The sequence below is a fragment of the Flavobacterium sp. HTF genome (assembly GCF_003105115.1).
Lineage (GTDB): Bacteria > Bacteroidota > Bacteroidia > Flavobacteriales > Flavobacteriaceae > Flavobacterium.
Map to the genome: position 1 here is coordinate 1 of NZ_QETH01000076.1, position 21474 is coordinate 21474.

The 21474-nt window shown below is 33.6% G+C and carries 18 protein-coding genes; 15 read left to right on the forward strand and 3 right to left on the reverse strand.

Going from position 1 to position 21474, the window contains the following annotated elements; translation table 11 throughout:
• Positions 1 to 1076, reverse strand: a 1076-nt coding sequence (menD, locus tag DCO46_RS17720) for a 2-succinyl-5-enolpyruvyl-6-hydroxy-3-cyclohexene-1-carboxylic-acid synthase (RefSeq protein ID WP_116753824.1), incomplete at its 3' end; no start/stop codon positions are given.
• Positions 1077 to 1253: 177 nt separating this feature from the next.
• Here menD and DCO46_RS17725 point away from each other — a divergent pair.
• Together DCO46_RS17725 and DCO46_RS17730 are read left to right on the forward strand one after the other, a co-directional pair.
• A complete protein-coding gene (locus DCO46_RS17725) occupies positions 1254 to 2432 on the forward strand; it encodes a thioredoxin family protein (protein WP_116753825.1) in 1179 nt (392 codons plus the stop codon).
• Between the two features lie 20 nt (positions 2433 to 2452).
• Positions 2453 to 2950, forward strand: a complete 498-nt coding sequence (locus tag DCO46_RS17730; RefSeq protein ID WP_116753826.1) for a GNAT family N-acetyltransferase — start codon at positions 2453 to 2455, stop codon at positions 2948 to 2950.
• An 87-nt stretch (positions 2951 to 3037) separates the two neighbouring features.
• On the opposite strand, the gene DCO46_RS17735 is transcribed toward DCO46_RS17730, so the two are convergent.
• A complete protein-coding gene (locus DCO46_RS17735) occupies positions 3038 to 3625 on the reverse strand; it encodes a glutathione peroxidase (protein WP_116753827.1) in 588 nt (195 codons plus the stop codon).
• Positions 3626 to 4851: 1226 nt separating this feature from the next.
• Here DCO46_RS17735 and DCO46_RS17740 point away from each other — a divergent pair.
• The 3 genes from DCO46_RS17740 to DCO46_RS17750 all read left to right on the forward strand — a co-directional run bounded on the left by DCO46_RS17740 (position 4852) and on the right by DCO46_RS17750 (position 6645).
• Complete coding sequence (locus DCO46_RS17740) at positions 4852 to 5382, forward strand: RNA polymerase sigma factor (RefSeq protein ID WP_116753828.1); 531 nt, start codon at positions 4852 to 4854, stop codon at positions 5380 to 5382.
• Entirely contained in the window at positions 5382 to 6170 is a 789-nt protein-coding gene (locus DCO46_RS17745) for an anti-sigma factor domain-containing protein (RefSeq protein ID WP_116753829.1), read from the forward strand. Before DCO46_RS17740 ends, DCO46_RS17745 begins: the two co-directional genes overlap by 1 nt.
• A gap of 91 nt (positions 6171 to 6261) precedes the next feature.
• The gene (locus DCO46_RS17750) at positions 6262 to 6645 is read left to right on the forward strand and encodes a DoxX family protein (protein WP_116753830.1); all 384 of its coding nucleotides are present in this window, start codon (positions 6262 to 6264) and stop codon (positions 6643 to 6645) included.
• 186 nt (positions 6646 to 6831) lie between these two features.
• Here the strand turns inward: DCO46_RS17750 and ccsA are convergent, their stop codons facing one another.
• Positions 6832 to 10038, reverse strand: coding sequence for a cytochrome c biogenesis protein CcsA (ccsA, locus tag DCO46_RS17755; RefSeq protein ID WP_116753831.1), 3207 nt, complete (start codon positions 10036 to 10038; stop codon positions 6832 to 6834).
• 250 nt (positions 10039 to 10288) lie between these two features.
• Here ccsA and DCO46_RS17760 point away from each other — a divergent pair, with 250 nt between their 5' ends.
• From DCO46_RS17760 to DCO46_RS17805, 10 genes are all read left to right on the forward strand, one after another.
• On the forward strand, positions 10289 to 11977 hold the full coding sequence (locus tag DCO46_RS17760) for a glycoside hydrolase family 28 protein (protein ID WP_116753832.1): 1689 nt from the start codon (positions 10289 to 10291) through the stop codon (positions 11975 to 11977).
• Between the two features lie 133 nt (positions 11978 to 12110).
• Positions 12111 to 12872 (forward strand): Rossmann-like and DUF2520 domain-containing protein, encoded by a 762-nt coding sequence (locus tag DCO46_RS17765; RefSeq protein ID WP_116753833.1) that lies wholly within the window; start codon positions 12111 to 12113, stop codon positions 12870 to 12872.
• Positions 12856 to 13383: a KdsC family phosphatase gene (locus DCO46_RS17770; RefSeq protein WP_116753834.1), complete on the forward strand. Its 528-nt coding sequence runs from the start codon at positions 12856 to 12858 to the stop codon at positions 13381 to 13383. The genes DCO46_RS17765 and DCO46_RS17770 overlap by 17 nt, the downstream gene beginning before the upstream one ends.
• A 150-nt stretch (positions 13384 to 13533) precedes the next feature.
• A complete protein-coding gene (locus DCO46_RS17775; protein ID WP_116753835.1) occupies positions 13534 to 14460 on the forward strand; it encodes a geranylgeranylglycerol-phosphate geranylgeranyltransferase in 927 nt (308 codons plus the stop codon).
• Positions 14453 to 15037 carry a Maf-like protein gene (locus tag DCO46_RS17780; protein WP_116753836.1) on the forward strand — a complete coding sequence of 195 codons (585 nt, stop codon included), beginning with the start codon at positions 14453 to 14455 and terminating at the stop codon, positions 15035 to 15037. The genes DCO46_RS17775 and DCO46_RS17780 overlap by 8 nt, the downstream gene beginning before the upstream one ends.
• An 11-nt stretch (positions 15038 to 15048) precedes the next feature.
• The gene (locus DCO46_RS17785; RefSeq protein WP_116753837.1) at positions 15049 to 15579 is read left to right on the forward strand and encodes a mechanosensitive ion channel domain-containing protein; all 531 of its coding nucleotides are present in this window, start codon (positions 15049 to 15051) and stop codon (positions 15577 to 15579) included.
• A 110-nt stretch (positions 15580 to 15689) separates the two neighbouring features.
• Positions 15690 to 16790, forward strand: coding sequence for an AI-2E family transporter (locus tag DCO46_RS17790; protein ID WP_116753838.1), 1101 nt, complete (start codon positions 15690 to 15692; stop codon positions 16788 to 16790).
• A 78-nt stretch (positions 16791 to 16868) separates the two neighbouring features.
• On the forward strand, positions 16869 to 18692 hold the full coding sequence (locus DCO46_RS17795; RefSeq protein WP_116753839.1) for a hypothetical protein: 1824 nt from the start codon (positions 16869 to 16871) through the stop codon (positions 18690 to 18692).
• A 225-nt stretch (positions 18693 to 18917) separates the two neighbouring features.
• Positions 18918 to 19430 carry a hypothetical protein gene (locus tag DCO46_RS17800; RefSeq protein ID WP_116753840.1) on the forward strand — a complete coding sequence of 171 codons (513 nt, stop codon included), beginning with the start codon at positions 18918 to 18920 and terminating at the stop codon, positions 19428 to 19430.
• A 201-nt stretch (positions 19431 to 19631) separates the two neighbouring features.
• Positions 19632 to 21257, forward strand: a complete 1626-nt coding sequence (locus DCO46_RS17805) for a hypothetical protein (RefSeq protein WP_116753841.1) — start codon at positions 19632 to 19634, stop codon at positions 21255 to 21257.
• The last annotated feature ends 217 nt before the right edge of the window (positions 21258 to 21474 follow it).

Genomic DNA, 21474 nt, shown 5'->3' on the forward strand with positions numbered 1-21474 from the left:
TATTCTTTTCTCTTAATTTTTCTTAAATCGTAGATAGTTTTTATTTTAGAAAAATAATCACTTTCAATATTTATTGTTTTTGAATATAAATCTTTGAAGAAATCATTTGGCTGCATTACAAAATGTTTTGTCAGCGCAGAGAACGTGTCATAAGCGCGTAAAGTGTCAACATGCCAATGATGTTTTGGTTTATACTTTCGTAAAAAACCTTTAATTCTTTTGGAAACAATCATTCCGCCAAAAGTCACTAAAATTTCAGGATGAAAATCCTCAAAATCAACATCTTCAAAAGGCGTAATTAAAGTATCAATACTACCTATGAAATTTGGATTATGTAAGTTTGAAGTTGTTTCTGTGAGTACAACAACTGACGGATCTTCTGCAAGTTTTTCAATTATTTCTTCGTCAATTGTGTTTGCTTCATTCACCCCCACCATGATTAATTTTCGCTTGGAAGAATTCCAGATCGAAACAAATTCCTCACTGTTTTCTATGGTTTTAGTTTCTAAAAATGGTTCTAAAACAGTAATTTTTGAACTTACGGTAAGCGCTTCAACGGTTTCATACAAAGGCTCCTCAAAGGGAGCGTTTATGTGAACGGGACCTCTCTTAAGAATAGCTGTTTCAATTGCTTTGTTGATTTTTAAATCATTTTCAACAGAAGCTTCTTCTGTTAGATTGGCATTAAAAACAGAATGGTTTTCATATACATTTTGTTGGCGAATGGTTTGCCCGTCGCCTATATCAATCTTATTCTGAGGTCGGTCGGCAGAAATAACAATCAGCGGAATCTGGCTGTAAAATGCTTCTGCAAATGCCGGATAATAATTTAACAAAGCAGATCCTGAAGTACAGACAATTGCTGTTGGCTGTTTGGTCTGCTGCGCAATTCCTAACGCAAAAAATGCCGCACATCGTTCATCGGCAATACTATAACATTTAAAATCCGGATTTTGTGCAAATCCTATTGTCAAAGGAGCATTTCGTGATCCCGGAGAAATAATAATATTGGTAATTCCTTTTGCTAAACAAATTTCGATGATGCTTTGTGCAAGCGGTATTTTGGGGTAAATCATTCTAAATAGTGTATAATTTTTTTAAGAAAACCTATTGCTGTAAATTCTCTTTCGCAACTACAAAGTTACAAACTTCGAACCTGATTTAACTTATATATTAGGAAGATATTAAGACTGATTTTAGAAAAAGAGGATATATTTGTAAAACGGAATTTTCTTTATTAAAATAAGTACTTTATGCGTTTCTTATATTTACTTTTTCTTTTTGTTGTACTACAGCAGACCGTTCAGGCTCAAAATCAATTTACTACTGACGGTATCTCATACAAAACAGCTTTAGAAAATGCTAAAACCCAAAATAAGCCTGTTTTTGTGATGCTTTATGCAGATTGGTGCCCGCATTGCAATCAGATGAAAAAGGAAGTTTTCAGCGATGCAAAGGTGATGGACTTTCTGAATGAAAATTATATCTGTATCTGGAAAAACATTGAAAAAGAAGAAGGGATTTCTCTTAAAAATAAATTCAATACAAAATCACTTCCGTCGTTTTTGTTTATAGATTCTAATGAAACGCTTTTGTATGCTTTAAAAGGAGAATTGAAAAACCAGGAATTTTTAGCAGAAGCAAATTATGCCCTTAATCCAAAATTTCAATTGCCTTATCTGGAAAAGGAATTTCTGGCCGATCCTGGTAATTTGACAAAATTCTTTGCCTACTTAAATACATTAAAAAAAGGGAAAGACAGAACCGAATTATCCATTCCCACACATATTTATCTTCAGACACAATCTGATGCTCAATTAATAAGCGAAGAAAATTGGCGTGTAATTGCAAATGGCGTTACCGATATCAATTCCAGAGAATTTCAGTATGTTTTGAAGCATCAGAAAGAATTTGCCGCTGTGGCTTCACAAAATCGTGTGGATCGTAAAGTAGAAAATATTGTAAATGAATTATTGCGTCCTCTTGTTGATAATTTAGATACTGTAAATTATTACAAACAAAGAGAAGTTGCCAAATCCATTCGTCTGCAAAAAACAGATTCGTTAGTTTTTAAATTTGATTTAACGCTTGCTGAAAGAACTGAAAAATGGAATTTTTATAAAAAAGTGACATTGGAAGATACCCAAAAACTGGTTTGGAATGACGCAAGCTTTTTAAAAGATATTGGACAGACTTATTTAAAACATATTAGCGATAGCGAAAGTTTGAAAAAATCAATTTTGTGGGTTAAACATTCTTTGGAGTTAAATGATTCTTATGATGGAAATCTGCTTCTCGCACGGCTTTACACAAAAATAAAAGACAAAAAATCAGCGGTAAAGTATGCGAAAGATGCTGTAGCGATAGGAAAAGAAATGACCTGGAATACCAAAGATGCAGATGCTTTACTGACTGAATTAAATTCAAAATAAAAACCAATTTTTACAAAACCATGAACCTTACACTAAGACCAGCTACAAGAGACGATCTACAAAGAATACTGGAAATTGTAAACCATTCTATTTTACATACCACTGCCAACTACAGTTACGATATTCAAACTATTGAAGTTCAGACAAAATGGTTTGAAGATAAGACCACTAAAAACTTACCAATTGTTGTAGCCGATTTAGATGGTGAAGTAGTTGGTTTTGGAAGTTACGGGCAATTCCGCGAGAAAATTGGTTATCAATATACGGTGGAGCATTCTGTGTATGTAGTAGATAATATAATCGGAAAAGGAATCGGATCTAAGTTATTAGCAGAATTAATTCGTCTGGCGAAAGAACAAGGCTATCATGTTATGATTGGCGCAATCGACGCTGATAATGCCGGAAGTATTGCCTTTCATGAAAAATTTGGCTTTGTCGCAACGGGAACGATTCGGGAAGTTGGTTACAAGTTTGACCATTGGCTGGATTTGGTTTTTATGCAGCTGATATTAAAGTAGTTTTGAAAAATTATGTAGATAAAAAAAATCCACAAACTTGAAATTTAAAATTCAAATTTGTGGATTTTTTAGGTTGGATAGTTATAATTAACTTTTTATCCAATTAATCACTTCCGGATCTGTCGGTAACGTTTTTGGTTTAATCACTTTTACCAGTTCCCCATTTTCGTTGATCAGGTATTTTTGAAAATTCCATTCAACTTCAGAATCCTGTAAACCGTTTTTAGATTTTTGTGTAAGGAATTTATATACTTCACACATATCATCGCCTTTTACAGAAACTTTGTCCATCATCGGGAAAGTTACTCCGTAATTTTGCTGGCAAAAAGCACCGATTTCTTCATTTGTTCCCGGTTCCTGTGAAGCAAAATTATTTGCGGGGAAACCTACAATCACAAAACCTTTATCTTTATATTCTTTGTAAATCGCCTCAAGATCTTTGTATTGCGGTGTTAATCCGCATTTTGATGCTGTGTTTACGATCATTACTTTTTTACCTTTCAAAGAAGCAAAATCAAAAGGATTTCCAGATAGATCTTCTACTTTGTATTGGTATATAGTTTCTTTTGTCATAACCTTGTCCGTTTTAGGAATTTTTGTTTTACTGGTCTGCGCCTGATTCTGGCAACTAATTAAAAATAGCACGCCGTAAGCCAGAGATAATATTTTTTTCATCGTTTTAATTTTTTATAAAATTAATCAAAAACATTTTTGCAAAAGCTTTTGAAGTGCTTTATTTTATTAAACATAAGTTAAATAAAAAAACGAAGCCTAACGTTAATCAGACGTTAGGCTTCTCCCCATACAAACAAATCAAACCATGAAATTTGAACCTTACAAGCAATTACTGCTTTAAAATTTAGGGAGTTCCGGGTGTAAAATATTTTAGCACTTTCCGGACTCGTTTTTATTGTGATTCATTTCAGAGCGATAAAATCTAAACTGAAACGAATGTTTTTTTAATAAACTGAAATCATAATAATAAATCAGGCACCATCGGAGTATAAATTTTTCTTTCTAACCAATTCTTTTCGTTGTGCTTGTATGTGGTAACTATCACGAACATTTTGTCTGATGAGAAACCTGTAATCGGCGCCTGATTTTTCCGAAGTAAATTGTTCAACCGCTTAGCCATAAGAGTGAACTGTATACTTCTCTATATTATAGCTGATGCCCCGGTTATGATGAAATTTTTTATGATGCTTAATTCGTTTAAACCAAATAAATCCAATATTGGTGTTTACAATAATAAATTTTAAGATTCAGTAAGAACGATCAGAGCCAAAAATTTCGGTTGGAAGTCCGAAGGCATCAACTATTTAAAATTTTATGAACGATTTAATTCGAAAAATTATTAGTTGATTAAAATGTAGTTTTTCATTTTTAAATTCCTTCGGCATACATCAACATGACTACATATTTATGATTCAAATATTTTTTTATATTTTAAAATTGTATATCTCTACTGAAACATTAGACTTTGATTCCGTATGTTCCTGTTCATTTGTATTAAAATTTGTTAACGCCAAAACACTGGTTAAGGCAACAATCAATATCTGTAACGTATTTGTTTTCTGCATAATCTTTATTTATTACGTCTTTATTTTCTTTCTTCTTAATCAATTTTTAGCAACTGAAACCTAAACAAATTTCCTGTAAGAGTTATCACTCACATTGGTGCTATTATTTTGATTTTTCTTATTAATATTATTTACGTAAAAGGTTTCTTTTTGGTTTTAAAAAAATGCAGAAAAAAAGTTATTTTTTTTCAAATCCCTTATTTTACTAAGGTTTAGACTGTTAAAAAAAATAATTTTTTAATAAAAAAAAAATCAATTATCTTTATCAGTAGATAAAAAAATATGTTTTGAAAATTTGTTTAAGCTAAAAAAAGCCAATTTATGAGTCAAGAAGAATTATTAGTTTTAATTTACAAAAAAGACGAAAGAGCTTTTACGCATTTGTACGATATGTATTCTAAAAGTTTATTTTCTGTTATTAATGTATTAATTAAAAATCGTGAAGAAGCCGAAGATGTTTTGCAGGAAGTTTTTGTCAAAATCTGGAAAAATATCGATTCGTATAACGAAAGTAAAGGCCGATTTTATACGTGGATACTGAATATAGCAAGGAATACATCGATTGACAAGCTCAGATCGAAGAATTTTAATAACAGCCAAAAAAACCTTAACTCAGATAATTTCGTAAATCTGTTAGATGACAGTAATAAATTAATGAACAGAATTGATACTATAGGTATACAGGAGTTTGTAAAAAAACTGAAACCAAAATGTATTGAGATCATCGATTTATTATTTTTTAAAGGATATACCCAACAAGAAGCTTCAGAAGAATTGGCAATGCCACTGGGAACTATCAAAACACAAAACAGAAACTGTATTAATGATTTACGTAATTACTTAAAAATATAATGGAAGCACAAGAATATATAGAATCAGGGATTCTGGAATTATACGTTTACGGTTTATTGACCGAAAAAGAAAATCTGGAAATAGCTGAACTGGCTAAAAACAATCCTGACGTAGATCAGGAAATTATTTCAATAGAAAAAGCTATTGTAGCTTTATCATCAAGTTTCTCTCCTTTTCACTCTGTAGCGAATTTCGAGAAAATCAAAGCCCGTCTGGAGCTTAAACATGGTAAGGTAGTCGAAATGAAACCAACTTCAAACTGGTCTCAATATGTAGGCTGGGCAGCTGCTGTCTTACTGCTTTTAGGATTAGGATACCAGACTCTGGAATTGACTAAAACTAAAGATGCCATTTCAGAAGTAGGCAATCAGAAAAATAAAGCAGAAAGAGAATTTGCTTATTTAAGCCAGCAAAACAAAGAGACAGAGAAAAGTCTGGCGATTGTAAGGGATATCAAAAACACAGGTGTTACACTTGGTGGTCAGGCGGTTTCTCCGACATCATTTGCAAAAGTGTACTGGAACAAAGACACAAAAACTACTTATATTGATGCTGCTGGTTTACCAAAACCTCCAAAAGGAATGGTTTATCAGGTTTGGGCATTAAAATTAAGTCCGGTACTAACACCAACAAGTATTGGTTTATTGAGCGATTTTGAAGGAAATTCTAAAAAGATATTTGCTGTTGACCGTACTAACGAGGCAGAAGCTTTTGGAATTACTCTGGAGCCTGCCGGCGGTAGTTTAACTCCAACAATGACACAATTATATACTTTAGGAAAAGTATAAAACTAAGAATTGTATAAAAACATCAGGCGCATATTAGTTTTAATATGCGCTTTTTTATTATTTTTAATCAACTAATAATCAATATCTAATCATGAATGCAATTTTACTTCTGAGAATTGCTGTTGCCATTATCCTCCTTACCCATTCTGTCTTAGGAATGTTCAATAATGGTATAAATGATTTTGGCAATTTATATTTAAATCAAATCGGATTTGCGCCTTTTGGAGTTTTTTTAGCATGGTCCATAAAAATTTCCCACATTGTTGCAGCGATATTACTGCTTCTCAACAAATATGTCAAAGCCGCAGGATTTGTAACCATATTTGTGCTTATAATGGGAATTATACTGGTGCATTTTCAGGAAGGCTGGTTTGTTGTTGGCGGAGGAAGAAACGGCGTGGAATACAACTTTTTACTAATTGTCGTTTTATTGGCTATAATGTATCCGATTGGTTTTAAGAAAACTGGGGATTGAAATTTAAATGAAGGTTTCAGGTTACAGGTTTCAGGTTACAGGTTTCAGGTTTCAGGTTTCAGGTTTCAGGTTACAGGTTACAGGTTTCAGGTTTCAGGTTTCAGGTTTCAGGTTTCAGGTTCAAAACGTTGTTATAATAAAAAAGGTTCAGCGAAAGCTGAACCTTTTTTGAATCAATAATTAATTTTATTTTTTGCTTTTATAATGTTTGCGGTAGCTAGGATATGTTATAGCTCCAATTGCGGCAATCGCACCCAGAGAATAATAAATCCAGTTTAATGAATGTGCTTCTCCGCTTGCATACGAGTGTAAACCAACTAAGTGGAAATTTACTCCGTAATACGTAAATAAAATCGAAATAAAAGCAAACATACTCATTAAGTTGAAAAACCATTTTCCGCGTAATGCAGGAACAAATCTGGCGTGAATTACAAATCCATAAACCATAATAGAGATTAATGCCCATGTTTCTTTAGGATCCCATCCCCAGTAACGTCCCCAGCTTTCATTTGCCCATTGACCGCCCAAAAAGTTTCCAATGGTAAGCATAATCAAACCAATAGTCAATGCCATTTCGTTGATATATGTGATTTCTTTTATATTTAAGCTCATTTTAGCTTTGTTCTTATCATTTGTAAAGAAAATCAAGATCAAAGCAACAAAACCTAAAATCATTCCAAGTGCAAACGGACCGTAACTTGCAACAATTACAGCTACGTGAATCATTAACCAGTACGAATTAAGAACCGGCTGTAAGTTTGCAATTTCCGGATCAATCCAGTTCATGTATGCGGCCATCAGAATCATAGCCGTTACAAAAGCGGATGATGCTACAGTAAGTTTTGATTTTCTGTCGAAAGCCAGACCAAAGAACATGGTAGCCCATGCCACATAAACAATAGATTCATAAGCATTACTCCATGGTGCGTGACCCGAAATATACCAACGACCAACCAATCCTAATGTATGTAGTGCAAATAAGAGTCCGATGATGACATGAAAAATATTTACGGTAATTCGAAGCCATTTCTTTTCAAAAAAGATATTTACAATGGTAAAAATTAACATCAAAATAGAAGCTGTGATATACCAGTATGGCAATACTTTAAAAACATCATATTTATTGTATGCAATTTCAGCATCAATTTTATCTTCACTAGGACGGACTTTGCTTCCGAATTTCTTTTGAAAGCCATTTATACTTTCAACCAGATTGTCTGCAGTACTAAAATCCTTCGAGATAGAACCATTATTCAATGCGCTAAAATATAAAGGTAAAATTTGTTTTACGTAAGTGGAATCCATTCCCTTTAAACCTGCATTTTCACGCTCTAAGAAAGAAACCCATTTATTATTCGGATCATTCGGAATAGGAAATATCTTTAATATGCTTCCACTTAAAGCAGATTCCATTAAATTCACTTTTTTATCCGTTTCGATAAAATCTTTCTCAAACTGATTTGGATTTGCCGCTTTGTAAGCGTCATCTAAATAAGGAGATAATTTATAGTTTCCGTTTTCATCAAAAAACTTAACAAAGGGAGCAAATTTTGCCTCTTTGTCAATTCCTATAATTTTTCTGATACTATCATTTCCTGATTTAATATAAATAATCGGAATCTGAATCCATACCTGCGCATATTGCGTCATTGATAAGAAAACCTGGTCAGAATTCATTCCGTTATAAGTATCACTGTGGCTTACTTTTCGAAGTAATTCAGATGAAAACGTATTAATTGGTTTCATTCTTCCCCCCGCATCCTGAATAATCAAACGACCAAATTTTGATGCGTGAGATTCCGGTGCTTTATAAATAGTCAATAACGAATCTAACTGCTTCTGACTTGGCGGTGCGGTAACATGATTGGCATGATCGTTTGGATCAGTAGTATGATTATGTTCATGATCGTGTGAGTGAACATGCGGTGTTTGCTGGGCAAAACTGTTTATACTTAACAGTAAAACAAAAATGGTAATTAGTTTTTCTTTTTTCTTGGTAACGTTGTTTAATTTACGTTTTAAGTCAGCAAAACGGGAATGTTTGGTAAACATAATTGCCATCAGACCAAAGAATAACATAAAATATCCTAAGTAAGTGATAGAAGTTCCCCAGAAATCATGGTTTACAGATAAAACGGTACCTTTTTCGTCAGGATCAAATGAAGACTGAAAGAAACGATATCCTTTGTGGTCCAAAACGTGATTCATATAGATATCAGCATCAAAAGTTTCTGTAGAATCCTGAACGGTTACTTTACTTTCAAAAGCAGAATAACTTTTTTCTGTTCCGGGATATTTTGTAGCAATAAAGTCATTCAGTTTTATTTTAAAAGGTAAAACATAGGCTTTACTTCCGTAAAATAATGAATATTCGATATTACCAATCTTAACCGTTTTAGGTTCACCAATACTTCCTTTAGATCCCAAAAGTGTAACTTCTTTTTCCTGACCTTCTGCTTTTACTTTTACGATTAAGGCATCTGTATGGCTTTTTGCTTTATAATCATTGTTAGATTCATAAGCAACAATTCCTTTCATAGCAGGATCCGGAAACACAATTCTAATATCTCCAATACTATAAAGGGAACGCATCATTAAAGGCTGTACATTATCTTTGGTAACTTTTCCTTCGAATTTATCAGCCATTCGCATAAAATTCCCTTCAAACGGTGTCTGAATAGTATATTTTTCTCCGGTTGTATTAATGTTTATAGCACCGTCTGTAGGTTTGTTCAAAGCAAATAAAACGTTGTGAATATTCTGAACTTCGCCTTCTTTCAGGAAATGCTCTTCACGTCCGCCTGCACCCGCTTCAACAAGCTTAAGATACAAAGTTCCTTTTGGATCTGGTTTCACCACCTCTTTAGCTCCTATAAGGTAGTTTTCGTACGTCACTTCAAAAGGAGTTTCATCAAATTTGCCTGAAATACTGAAATCATTATTGGTAACAGGAGACAACAAAAGATTTTTTTCAAAAACCCTGCGTTTCATTTCACCTTTATATTCCCCGTCAACAAAAACGGTTAGAAAAGTTTTATCAGAATAGATTTGGTTTTCGGCAGCGCCTTCACGAATTGGCATCATACCTTCATAACTGATATAGCGTGTTATTCCGGCTCCAACAAGAATAAAAATAAAGGCAATATGCAATAAAAGAGTAGCCCATTTTTCTTTTTTAAGTAGTTGATAGCGCTTGATATTTCCGATAAAATTGATCACAAAAAAGACCATTATCGCTTCAAACCACCAGGTATTGTATATTAGAATTCGGGCCGTATCGGTATTGTACTTACTTTCTATAAAAGTTCCGATACCCATTGCTAATGCAAATGTTAAAAAAAGAACGGCCATTAATCGTGTAGAAAACAAAAAAGAGAATATTTTTTTATCCATTTTTGAGGAATTACATTGTATAAAAGTGCCACAAAAGTACTTAAAAATGTTGAGTTGCCATATTCATGGTTTGTTAATAAAAACCAAAAAATGTTAATGAAATAATTCTGAATTCTTAAAATTGTTAGCCTTTATTATCTTTATTGCAAATCATAATAATTCGATTTAAAATATTTTACTAGATTTGTGTAATCGATTACAAAAAATAATTGTAAACGATAAAACTAACTGCAAAAACCACAAAACCAACATGAAACTAAAATCAATTTACTGGTTATCAATCACTTTTTCTTTTTTGATAACCGGTTGTTCAAAAAATATCATTGCCAATCGTCCAGAATCTTTTGATACCTATAAAAATATCGAGTTTCATATGGACAAAGTAAATGAACCACAAATACCGAATAATACTGTTATTATTACAGACTGTGGAGCAATAAATGGCGGTTATGTTTTAAACACAAAAGCTTTTGCAGGTGCCATAGATGCTGTCTCAAAAAAAGGAGGCGGAAAAGTAATTATTCCGCCCGGAATCTGGCTTACGGGCCCAATCATTCTAAAAAGCAATATCGAACTGCACGCCCAAACCGGAGCGCTGATCAAATTTTCTACAGATAAAACTTTATATCCAATTATCGAAACCAGTTTTGAAGGACTGAATACATGGAGATGCATCTCTCCGATTTATGGTAAAAATCTTGAAAACGTAGCCTTTACCGGAAAAGGCGTCTGGGACGGATCCGGAGAAGCCTGGAGACAGGTAAAGAAAAGCAAACTAACGGAAGATCAATGGAAAAAATTTGTTGCTTCAGGCGGTGTTTTAAATGATAAAAAAGACAGTTGGTATCCGTCAGAGCAATATTTAAAGGGTTCTAAAGGTGCAGATCAAAATGTTCGTCCGGACTTAAAGACTAAGGAAGAGTTTGAAGCCATTCATGATTTTCTCCGTCCGGTTTTGGTAAGTATTCAAAACAGTAAAAAAGTACTTTTTGACGGACCTGTTTTTCAAAATTCCCCTGCGTGGTGCCTGCATCCGCTAATGATTGAAGATTTAATCATAAGAAATATAACAGTTCGAAATCCGTGGTTTTCTCAAAACGGTGATGGACTCGATATCGAATCCTGTAAAAATGTTATCGTGGAAAATTCAAGTTTTGATGTTGGAGATGATGCCATTTGCATTAAATCCGGAAAAGATAAAGATGGACGTGACAGAGGAATTCCCTGTGAAAATATTATTATCAAAAACAATATCGTATATCACGGACACGGTGGCGTGACTGTGGGAAGTGAAATGTCCGGAGGCGTAAAAAACCTTCACGTATCCAACTGTACGTTTATGGGAACTGATGTGGGATTACGCTTTAAAAGCACACGCGGACGTGGCGGAATTGTGGAAAATATCTTTATTTCGGATATTTTTATGACCGATATCCCATCGCAGGCAATTTCTTTTGACCTTTATTATGGAGGAAAATCCATTGCGGAAACGCTGGCCGAAGGCGGAAATCAAATCACCACCAAAATGGTTCCTGTAAATGAAGAAACACCTCAGTTTAAAAACATATCCATAAAAAACATCACTATAAAAGGAGCATATCAGGCAGTATTCCTTCAGGGTTTGCCTGAAATGAATCTTGAAAATATTGAAATCTCAAATCTAATTGCAACAGCGCAAAACGGTTTTTCTATAATTGATGCCAACGGAATCAGATTAAACAATATAAAACTTGATATTGAAAAACCGACTGTATTTGAAATACATAACGGCAGGAACATTTCTTTTGAAAACGTCGAATTTAGTTCGGAATCATCAAAAGCAATAATAATTGACGGCGCAGCCAGCCAAAATATTGATTTTACAAACTCTAAAAATACAGATTTTTCAAAAAAAACTATTTTAGGAGGCCCTGTTTCCAAAGATGTGGTTAAATTTTAAATCATAAAAAGCAAACAATCTGCTGTTTACAGTATGTGAACAGCAGATTTGTATTAAAATATCCCGGTCTGTATAAAAACACAAACGAATCAAAAGCGATTAACTTTAAAAAAAATAATGCTAATTTTGCTTTATGATTCGAATAACGTTAATTGGTTCCGGAAATGTTGCGCAACATTTAATTAAGGCTTTCACTAAAAGTGAACTTATAGAAATTGCGCAGGTTTTTTCAAGAAATAAAGAAACGTTGACCCACCTGCTCGATTCAGATAAAATAGTCACTGATTTTTCAGAAGTAATACCGGCAGACTTGTGTATTATTGCAGTTTCAGACAATGCTATTTCAGAAGTTTCAAAGCAGTTACCTTTTCAAAACCAATTAGTTGTACACACTTCCGGTACTGCAACGCTTGATGTTTTAGCTTCTGAAAACAGAAAGGGTGTTTTTTATCCTTTACAGACATTTTCTAAAAATAAAGAGGTGGATTTTTCTCAAATTCCGTTTTGTCTGGAAGCCGAAAACCCTGGTGATTTTACTGTTTTGCAAACGGTTGCCAAAAGTATATCGGATGCTGTTTTTGCCATTAGTTCAGAACAGCGAAAAGCACTGCATGTTTCGGCTGTTTTTGTCAATAATTTTACGAATCATTTATATCAGCTGGGACAACAGATTTGTGAAGAACATCAGGTTCCGTTTGAAATCTTAAAACCCCTTATTCAGGAAACTTCCGAAAAAATAAAAACATTAAATCCCGATGAAGCCCAAACCGGACCCGCAAAACGTAATGATACGGGTACAATAGAAGCGCATCTGAAATATCTGACCAACGAAAATCAAAAGAACATTTATAAAATATTAACCCAATCTATACAAAATAATGGCAAAGAGTTATAAAGAAATAATGAACGACATCAATACATTTATTTTTGATGTTGATGGCGTACTTACTGACAGTTCTGTTTTTGTAACCAATGAAGGAGAAATTCTTCGTACGATGAATATTCGTGACGGTTATGCTATGAAAGCGGCTGTAGAAAGTGGCTATAATGTCTGCATTATTTCCGGCGGAAGCAATGAAGGAGTTCGCGTGCGTTTACGCAATTTAGGAATTACTGATATCCATTTAGGAACTCCTGACAAAGTGAAAACTTTTAAAGAATACACCGATCTTCATAATGTCAAACCTGAAAATGTATTGTATATGGGGGATGATATTCCGGATTATCATGTTATGAAATTAGTGGGATTACCTACCTGTCCGCAAGACGCAAGCCCTGAAATCAAAAACATTTGCCGTTATATTTCACACGTAAAAGGCGGACGAGGCGCTGCACGCGATGTAATCGAGCAAGTGATGAAAGTACAGGGAAAATGGATGGAACATTTCAACGGAAAGCACGACTAAAATATTTTAGTTCCGAAGCCTCGGGATAGATTTGCAGATTTTAAATTTTAGATTGCAGATCTTAGATTTTAGATTGCCTGCCGTATAAAAACTTTGAAAAAGTTTAAAACCTCAGAACCTTTGCCCCTCAGAACCTTAGAACCTTAAAAAATGAAATTCCTCAAACTCATTCGATTTCAAAACTTACTCATGCTTGCCTTTATGCAGCTTTTATTTCGTTATGCCTTTTTAAAGCAGCAGGATATCCCTCTCGCTTTAGCCGACTGGCAATACGGATTATTAGTATTAAGTACCGTATTGATAGCTGCTGCCGGTTATGTAATCAATAATATTTATGATGTTGCCACAGACAGCATCAATAAACCAAATAATGTTGTAATTGGGAAAGGAATATCAGAAACTGCGGGTTACAACATTTATATAGTGCTTAACATTACTGGTGTTGCAATTGGTTTTTACCTTTCAAATGTAATTATGAGACCCGGTTTTGCCACACTTTTCATCCTGATTGCTTCATTGCTTTATTTTTATGCAACATCATTAAAGCAAATTATGATTTTAGGCAATTTCATTGTGGCTTTTTTATTGGCTTTTAGCGTCCTGATAATCGGGGTTTTTGATCTTTTTCCGGCAACGACAGAGGAAAACCGTGCCCAGATGGCCAGTTTATTTTCTATCTTAACGGATTATGCCTTATTTGCATTTATGATTAATTTTATTCGTGAAATCATAAAAGATATTGAAGATGTAAATGGTGATTATAATCAAGGAATGAATACGTTACCAATTGCAATAGGAAATAGCAGAGCGGCAAAAATTGCTTTAGGATTTGCTGTCATACCTTTTATTCTGACGTTGCTTTATATCGATAAATATTTCATAGAAAATAATCTTCTGATCGTGACTTTTTATGCCTTTGCTTTTGTTTTGACACCACTTTTATATTTTATTGTAAAAACATTTACGGCAAAATCTCAAAAGGATTTTCATCATCTGAGCACTGTTTTAAAGTTCATTTTGCTCTTCGGAATCTTATCTATTTTAGTCATAACTCTAAATATCAAATACAATGCTTAAAGATAAACTTAAAAAGTACACTTTAATTCTTGCTTCAGGATCACCCCGAAGACAGCAATTCTTTAAGGACCTGGATTTAGATTTTGAAATCAGACTGAAAGAGATTGAAGAAGTATATCCGCCTGAATTAAAAGCAGTTGAAATAACAGACTATCTGGCTGAATTAAAGGCAAATGCTTTTGAAGGCCAATTAAATCCAAATGAGATCCTGATTACAAGCGACACCATCGTGTGGCATAAGGAAAAAGCATTGGGAAAACCCAAAAACGCACAGGAAGCGTTTGAAATGATAAAATCAATGTCTGATAATACACATGAAGTTTTTACATCGGTTTGCTTTAAAACCGACTCTGCTTCTACTCTTATCAATGATGTAACCAAAGTTACTTTCAAAGATTTATCTGATGAAGCCATCTTGTATTACATAGAAAATTACAAACCTTATGATAAAGCCGGAGCTTATGGTATTCAGGAATGGTTTGGTTTTATGGCAGTTACAAAAGTAGAAGGTTCTTATACCAATGTTATGGGACTTCCGACAGCTAAAGTTTACGAATATTTGAGTACTTTAGTATAAAAAATAAATTTATGTTTTCTTTTAAAGAATATAGTCAGGAAATATTAGCAACCATAATTCTTATCATTGCCTTAATATCTTTGAGGGTAATTGTGGCAAGATTAATACGTGGGTTTGCCAAATCAAGTCATATTCTGGAGCATCGTACAAACCTGGTAATAAAGTATATACATGTATTAATGAATATACTGGTAACTATTAGTTTAATTGTTATCTGGGGGGTAGACACCAAAGATATTTTTATCACCGTTTCGTCTATAGCGACGGTAATTGGTGTAGCCATGTTTGCACAATGGTCTATTCTGAGTAACATTACTTCCGGAATGATTTTATTCTTTTCTTTTCCTTTCAGAATTGGTGATACTATTAAAATTCACGATAAGGATTTCCCTATTGAAGCTGAGATTGAAGACATTAGCGCCTTTCACGTAAACCTACGAACACGAGAAGGTGAAAGAATCATTTTTCCAAACAATTTACTTTTACAAAAAGGAATATCAATTATTCCAACCCCTTACGAAGACAAAGAGTTTTTTGATTAAACTGAATGGGAATTTTATAAACTAAAGCAGGAAACGTAAAACAATATTATTTAAATAAAGTATAATATTTGTTATAACAAAAACTCTTTATTCCTAATTCCACTAACAAAATGACTCGACCGGTTACATTGCCTTTTTATGCTAAACTTTCTTTAATCTTAGTAAGCTTAATATGTTTTGCATTTATTTTTTGCATAGGAAAAGATATAATCACGCCTGTATTAATGGCGTTTTTATTTGCCGTTTTATTACTTCCTGTATTCACACTTTTAAACTCAAAACTTAAGATTCCGCGACATTTGTCGGCACTGCTTTGTGTCTTGCTTTTTGCCTCGTGCATTGTCGGTATTTTAGTCTTTATTTCCTATGAAGTAACCGATATGGCTAATGATTTTGAAACCATAAAGAAAAATGCAAATTCTTTTATTATTGATATTCATAAATATATCAAGGACAATTTTAATGTGAGTATTGGAGAACAGAAGAAATACATAGATACCGTAACAAAGGATTCTGTTAAAAACGGACAAGCCACAATAGGTTCATTTATAATCTCGGTAAGCGATCTTTTGTTAGACTGCACTATTATTCCGATTTATACGTTTTTGTTTCTGTTGTATAAAGATCATTTTATTTTGTTTCTGGTAAAACTGATTAGCAAAGAAAATCACGCATCACTAAAAGATATTTTGTCTCAAATAAAAGTTTCCATTAATAATTATATCGTCAGTTTAATTCTGGAAATGATTGTGGTTTCTGTTTTAACGAGTCTGGGGCTTTGGATTATTGGAGTTAAGTACTTTATACTTCTGGGGCTTATCACAGGTATACTGAATCTTATTCCTTATATCGGAATCACAGCTGCCGGAATAATAACAATTTTGGCTTCACTTACCGGATCTGCTGAAACTTCAATGATTTTAGGAATTCTGATTGTAAATCTTATTGTACAATTAATTGATAACAACTTATTGGTTCCGTTAATTATTAATTCTAAAGTAGAAATTAATGCCTTTGTCTCTATAATGGGAATTATTGTAGGAGGCTCAGCAGCAGGCATATCAGGAATGTTTCTGGCAATACCGCTATTGGCGATTCTCAAAATTATTTTTGACAGGATAGAATCTTTAGAGCCCTGGGGCTATCTAATGGGAAATCATATGCCCAAAAGGTTTATCTGGAGAATCAGAAAAGCAAAAGTGGAAAATTAAAAAGAATTAAAAATATCAGCTTTAATTAGCGTATATTCATACAAAAAATCACCTGTAAAAGTCAAAAAATATATTTGAATGTTTCGAAAACTAAAAATAGTAATTTCTGTTTTACTTTGCCTCTGTCTACAAAGTGTTTGCGCACAATCAGGCAAACCAAAAAAAGAAACCAAAAAAGACAGCGCAGAGGTTTATAAAAAAATTCAGAACTATTCGAAAAAACGTAAGTTCACTAAAGCTTTACATAAATTACTTTTCAGGGCCAATAAACCGAAAAAAAAGGAAGCTGAAATTATAGAAAAAGATACTGCAGATTACGATGGCAGAATCATCAGAAAAATAGATATTGTTACACTGGACCCTTTTGGGCATTCTATTACGGATTCAACCGCTATGCCCCGAAACTGGGGTGAAAGAACCGGTAACAAACTTCATCTAAAAACAAAAAAAATAGCAATTTATAATTTGCTGCTATTTAAAAGAAATACACCGTATGACTCTTATAAAGTACAGGAATCTGAGCGTCTTATCCGTTCTCAGAGATATGTTACGGCTGTAAAAATTTCAAGAAAAGCAGTAAAGGAATCCGATTCTGTCGATGTTACCATCAGGGTTTTGGACTCATGGAGTACAATTCCGAGATTTTCTATTTCAAGCAGCCGTGTTTCAGTCGGGTTCAAAGAAAAAGATTTTTTTGGAAGCGGGCAACAACTGGATTATCGTTTTACCAATCGTTTTGACGATGGGGCCAATGGCAATGATGTCACTTATACCGTACCGAATATTACCAATACCTATATTAGTGCGACAATAAAGTACAATAAGGATCTTGATGATAATTATAATAAAAGTATTGATTTTGAACGCGCTTTTTATTCCCCGCTGACCAAATGGGCCGGAGGAATTCTGGTAGGACAAAGTTTTAGAAGAGATAGTCTGCAAGGCCCAGATTCATTATATAAATTTCAGCCTTTCAAACACGATTATCAGGATTTTTGGTTAGGAAAAGCCTCTAAAGTTTTTGAAGATGAAAATAACGGAGTTACCAATCTGATCGTTTCTGCAAGGTTCCTGAATATAGATTTTAAAGAGAGCCCGTCTATAGAGTATGATCCTATAAAATTTTATTCTGACGAAAAACTGATTTTAAGCGGAGTTGGGATCAACACCCGTAAATTCGTCAAGGAAACCTATATTTTTAGAAATGGCCAGACTGAAGACGTACCCATTGGAAGAATTTATGGCGTTACATTTGGTTATCAGTATAAAAATACTTTTTGGAGACCTTATGTCGGTGCTCAGTTTTCTTTTGGAAATTATTACAAATTCGGTTTCTTAAGTATGAATTTTGAGGCGGGAACTTTTTTCCATCAGTCCAAAACATATCAGACTGCTTTTTTACTTGAATCAAATTATTTTACCAAATTATATTCTATCGGACGATGGAAACTAAGACAGTTTGTGAATCCTAAAGTTGTTTTGGGAATAAATCGCGCAGACGCCCTTGCAGATGAACTGAATTTGAATGAGCAAAACGGATTAGCAGGTTTCAACGCTGCCTTGTACGGAACAAGCAAAATGATTTTGTCACTTCAGACGCAGACATATTCTCCGCATGTTCTCTGGGGATTTCGTATGAATCCGTTTTTTAATTATGCCATAGGCGTTCTGGGAAGCCCCCAAGATGGCATGTTTAAGAATAAAGCCTATTCAAAACTAACTTTAGGCTTATTGATCAGTAATGATTATCTGGTATTCAGTTCATTTCAAATATCACTGTCCTACTATCCTAGTATTCCGTTTCAGGGAGATAATGTAATCAAAACCAACACTTTTGAAACTACTGATTTTGGTTTACAAAATTTTGAACTGGCAAAACCAAGAGTTGTTGAATACCGATAAGCTTAAACATGTCGTGATTATCTAATCAATTTGAAAAAAAAGTTATTTTTTTTTCAAATTAAATCGTTTTCGTAACTTTTTTAAAATCAAATATTTCCAGTTTCACCACAGTAAATATATCGACGAAATACATCCTTTATTCGTCGAAATACATTTGGTTTTCATTTTTGGCACAGTATATGAATATCGTTAATTAAGAATAAAATTAACATAAAAACAAAAAAAATGAAAACAGTTAAGATAGCAATCGCAGGTCTCTTTCTTTTGATTGCAAACGCCACGCAAGCTCAAGTATCTGTAAATGTAAACATTGGCTCACCTCCGGCCTGGGGTCCTGCCGGTTACTCAGAAATGGAATATTATTATTTGCCGGACATTGAAGCTTATTATGATGTCAGATCCGCTCAATTCATTTATTTTGGAGGAGGAAGATGGGTTAGAACAGCACGTTTACCAAGACACTATCGTAATTATGATTTGTACGGAGGTTATAAAGTAGTTTTAACTGACTATCATGGCAGAACTCCTTATACTTATTTTGACAGACACAGAGTGAAATATTACAAAGGATATCACGGTGCTCCTCAAAGACCTTACAGAGCAAGACCGGTTTATGGTTACAATGATCGCCACGATCGTCATGACCGTCACAGAGATAATCACCACCATGATAAACACCACGATAAACATGACAGACATGATAGAGATGATCGCGGTCCCGGACATGGAAGAAGATAATAAATCATAAATAAACACCAAAAGGGAGTACCAATAAAGGATACTCCCTTTTTTTATGATTTATTTTTAGCACTTTTTGTTAAAACGCTGTTTTTTCAATATAAATAACTGTAACACTATAATTTTCAGGACTTAAACAGCTCATATTAAAAGAATTATCATTTATATTTGCACCGAATTTTATAATCCAAAAGAAATTTTATGAAAAAGAATGTTTATTTGCTTTCATTTTTAGCCATGTCACTATTAATTGGTTGTGATAATAATGATGAAAACAAAAATGATGATCAGTCGTTAGATAACATTACAATTAATTCAGATCCTACGACCTTAAATCAAAGACTTGATTTAACGAACTCCGGAGTTATTTCAGTTGAAAATGTTTCTGTAACAGGAAAAAGTGCTGAGACCACGATTACTTCTTTTCCTCTGGTTCAGATTGCTGAAGTAAAACCGCCTGTCGATGCTAATGGAAGAACACTACAAGCCAGTCATGTTACCGTTAACGGAAATTATGCTTATGTTTCTTATATTACAAGAGGTGATGTTTATTCAGGAGCAATAGATGTTATCGATGTTTCTGATCCTTATAAACCAAAATTAGTTACCTCTGCCCTGATTCCGAATACTGATATTGCATCACTTACTTATACTAATGGAAATTTAATTATAGGAGGAGCAAAAGATGTCGATAAAGATCCTATGCTTATGGGAAATCCTGCAATTGTGTTTAATATGGAACTAAGTTCCGGATTGCTTACAGATAGATTAAAAACGAATTATTTAATCAGCAGAGTTACAACAGATGTTGCAGCTAACGCTTCTAACTATTTTGCTGTAACCGGAGATAATGGAAATTTATATAAAATAAGTAATTCTACTAAAGCAATCACAGCAAAAGCTGCGATGGCAGATTTACGCTCTATTGCTTTAACTACTGATAAAGTAGTGACCCTAAGCGGAACAAAAGGAGTAAATATTTACGATCAGTCTACATTGGCTTTGCAAAAAACCTTTACTACCTCTACTGATGTTAGCGGTGCCAAAAGAACAATGGATATTGACGGAACTAAACTTTTAATATCAGAAGGGCCAAAAGGCCTGGGTGTTTATGATATCAACAGCGGATCAAAATTACAAACTATCGGCATTACTACTGCTGCAGAAGATAATGTTACGAATGCTGTTTCTGTAAATGAAGGGTATGCATTTGTTGCTAACGGAGCATTGGGACTTAATGTTTATCAATCTGCAACCCAGCTTAATTTATTAGGTTCTGTAGGCATTACAGGTTCTTCAAACTATGTAAAATCGAGCGGTAATTATATTTATGTTGCCAGCGGTACAGGTGGTTTGAAAATCATCAAAATGGAAAAACCAAGTACTACATTTGCAAACTGTATTACTTATGGTTTATACAACCAGGGAAGGGATTTAATTTTAAATTCAAGTGAAATTAAATCGTATCAGGGAGCAACAGCTATTAATTCAGCTATTATAAATTCTGGTGCTGTATTAACACATTGTGGTTCTATAGCGGTTCTTAGCAATCTGACTTTAAATAGTAACGGTACTTTTAATATGAGAGGAAGTTTGTCTCAGGGTAAATACCAACAATCTAATCCTACGGAACTTATCATCAATAGTAATGCAGTATTACAGATTGAGGGATCGGTTGTTATTTGGGGAGATTTAAGATTAAACAGCGGTGCTAAGATCAATTTCATCGGAAACGATTCTTCGATAACTATATACGGAAAAGTTACTAAAGGCTCTAATGTTATGATTACCGGAAATTATAAAGACACCGAAAATAAATTAAAATAAAAAATCGTCTCTACGATTGCTTACAAAAGGGAATATCTAAATCTGGATATTCCCTTTTTTTGTGTCACCCTATTTTTTTTAGAAATAAAATAAAAAACATACCTTATTCTAATATAAAAATGTCTTATATTTGCATATAATTTCTTATTCTTCTTATTATAAAGAATTAAAAAAAAGAAAAATTCAGGCTAACGCCTTTTTATATTGAATAGAAAAC

What these genes read in the sequence shown, in the direction of transcription:
- DCO46_RS17805 (WP_116753841.1), top strand. Translation starts at nt 19,632, where the DNA reads ATGAAAAAGAATGTTTATTTGCTTTCATTTTTAGCCATGTCACTATTA.
- DCO46_RS17785 (WP_116753837.1), top strand. Translation starts at nt 15,049, where the DNA reads ATGTTTTCTTTTAAAGAATATAGTCAGGAAATATTAGCAACCATAATT.
- DCO46_RS17790 (WP_116753838.1), top strand. Translation starts at nt 15,690, where the DNA reads ATGACTCGACCGGTTACATTGCCTTTTTATGCTAAACTTTCTTTAATC.
- ccsA (WP_116753831.1), bottom strand. Translation starts at nt 10,038, where the DNA reads ATGGATAAAAAAATATTCTCTTTTTTGTTTTCTACACGATTAATGGCC.
- DCO46_RS17740 (WP_116753828.1), top strand. Translation starts at nt 4,852, where the DNA reads ATGAGTCAAGAAGAATTATTAGTTTTAATTTACAAAAAAGACGAAAGA.
- DCO46_RS17765 (WP_116753833.1), top strand. Translation starts at nt 12,111, where the DNA reads ATGATTCGAATAACGTTAATTGGTTCCGGAAATGTTGCGCAACATTTA.
- DCO46_RS17725 (WP_116753825.1), top strand. Translation starts at nt 1,254, where the DNA reads ATGCGTTTCTTATATTTACTTTTTCTTTTTGTTGTACTACAGCAGACC.
- DCO46_RS17760 (WP_116753832.1), top strand. Translation starts at nt 10,289, where the DNA reads ATGAAACTAAAATCAATTTACTGGTTATCAATCACTTTTTCTTTTTTG.
- DCO46_RS17780 (WP_116753836.1), top strand. Translation starts at nt 14,453, where the DNA reads ATGCTTAAAGATAAACTTAAAAAGTACACTTTAATTCTTGCTTCAGGA.
- DCO46_RS17745 (WP_116753829.1), top strand. Translation starts at nt 5,382, where the DNA reads ATGGAAGCACAAGAATATATAGAATCAGGGATTCTGGAATTATACGTT.
- DCO46_RS17800 (WP_116753840.1), top strand. Translation starts at nt 18,918, where the DNA reads ATGAAAACAGTTAAGATAGCAATCGCAGGTCTCTTTCTTTTGATTGCA.
- DCO46_RS17770 (WP_116753834.1), top strand. Translation starts at nt 12,856, where the DNA reads ATGGCAAAGAGTTATAAAGAAATAATGAACGACATCAATACATTTATT.
- DCO46_RS17735 (WP_116753827.1), bottom strand. Translation starts at nt 3,625, where the DNA reads ATGAAAAAAATATTATCTCTGGCTTACGGCGTGCTATTTTTAATTAGT.
- DCO46_RS17750 (WP_116753830.1), top strand. Translation starts at nt 6,262, where the DNA reads ATGAATGCAATTTTACTTCTGAGAATTGCTGTTGCCATTATCCTCCTT.
- DCO46_RS17795 (WP_116753839.1), top strand. Translation starts at nt 16,869, where the DNA reads ATGTTTCGAAAACTAAAAATAGTAATTTCTGTTTTACTTTGCCTCTGT.
- DCO46_RS17730 (WP_116753826.1), top strand. Translation starts at nt 2,453, where the DNA reads ATGAACCTTACACTAAGACCAGCTACAAGAGACGATCTACAAAGAATA.
- DCO46_RS17775 (WP_116753835.1), top strand. Translation starts at nt 13,534, where the DNA reads ATGAAATTCCTCAAACTCATTCGATTTCAAAACTTACTCATGCTTGCC.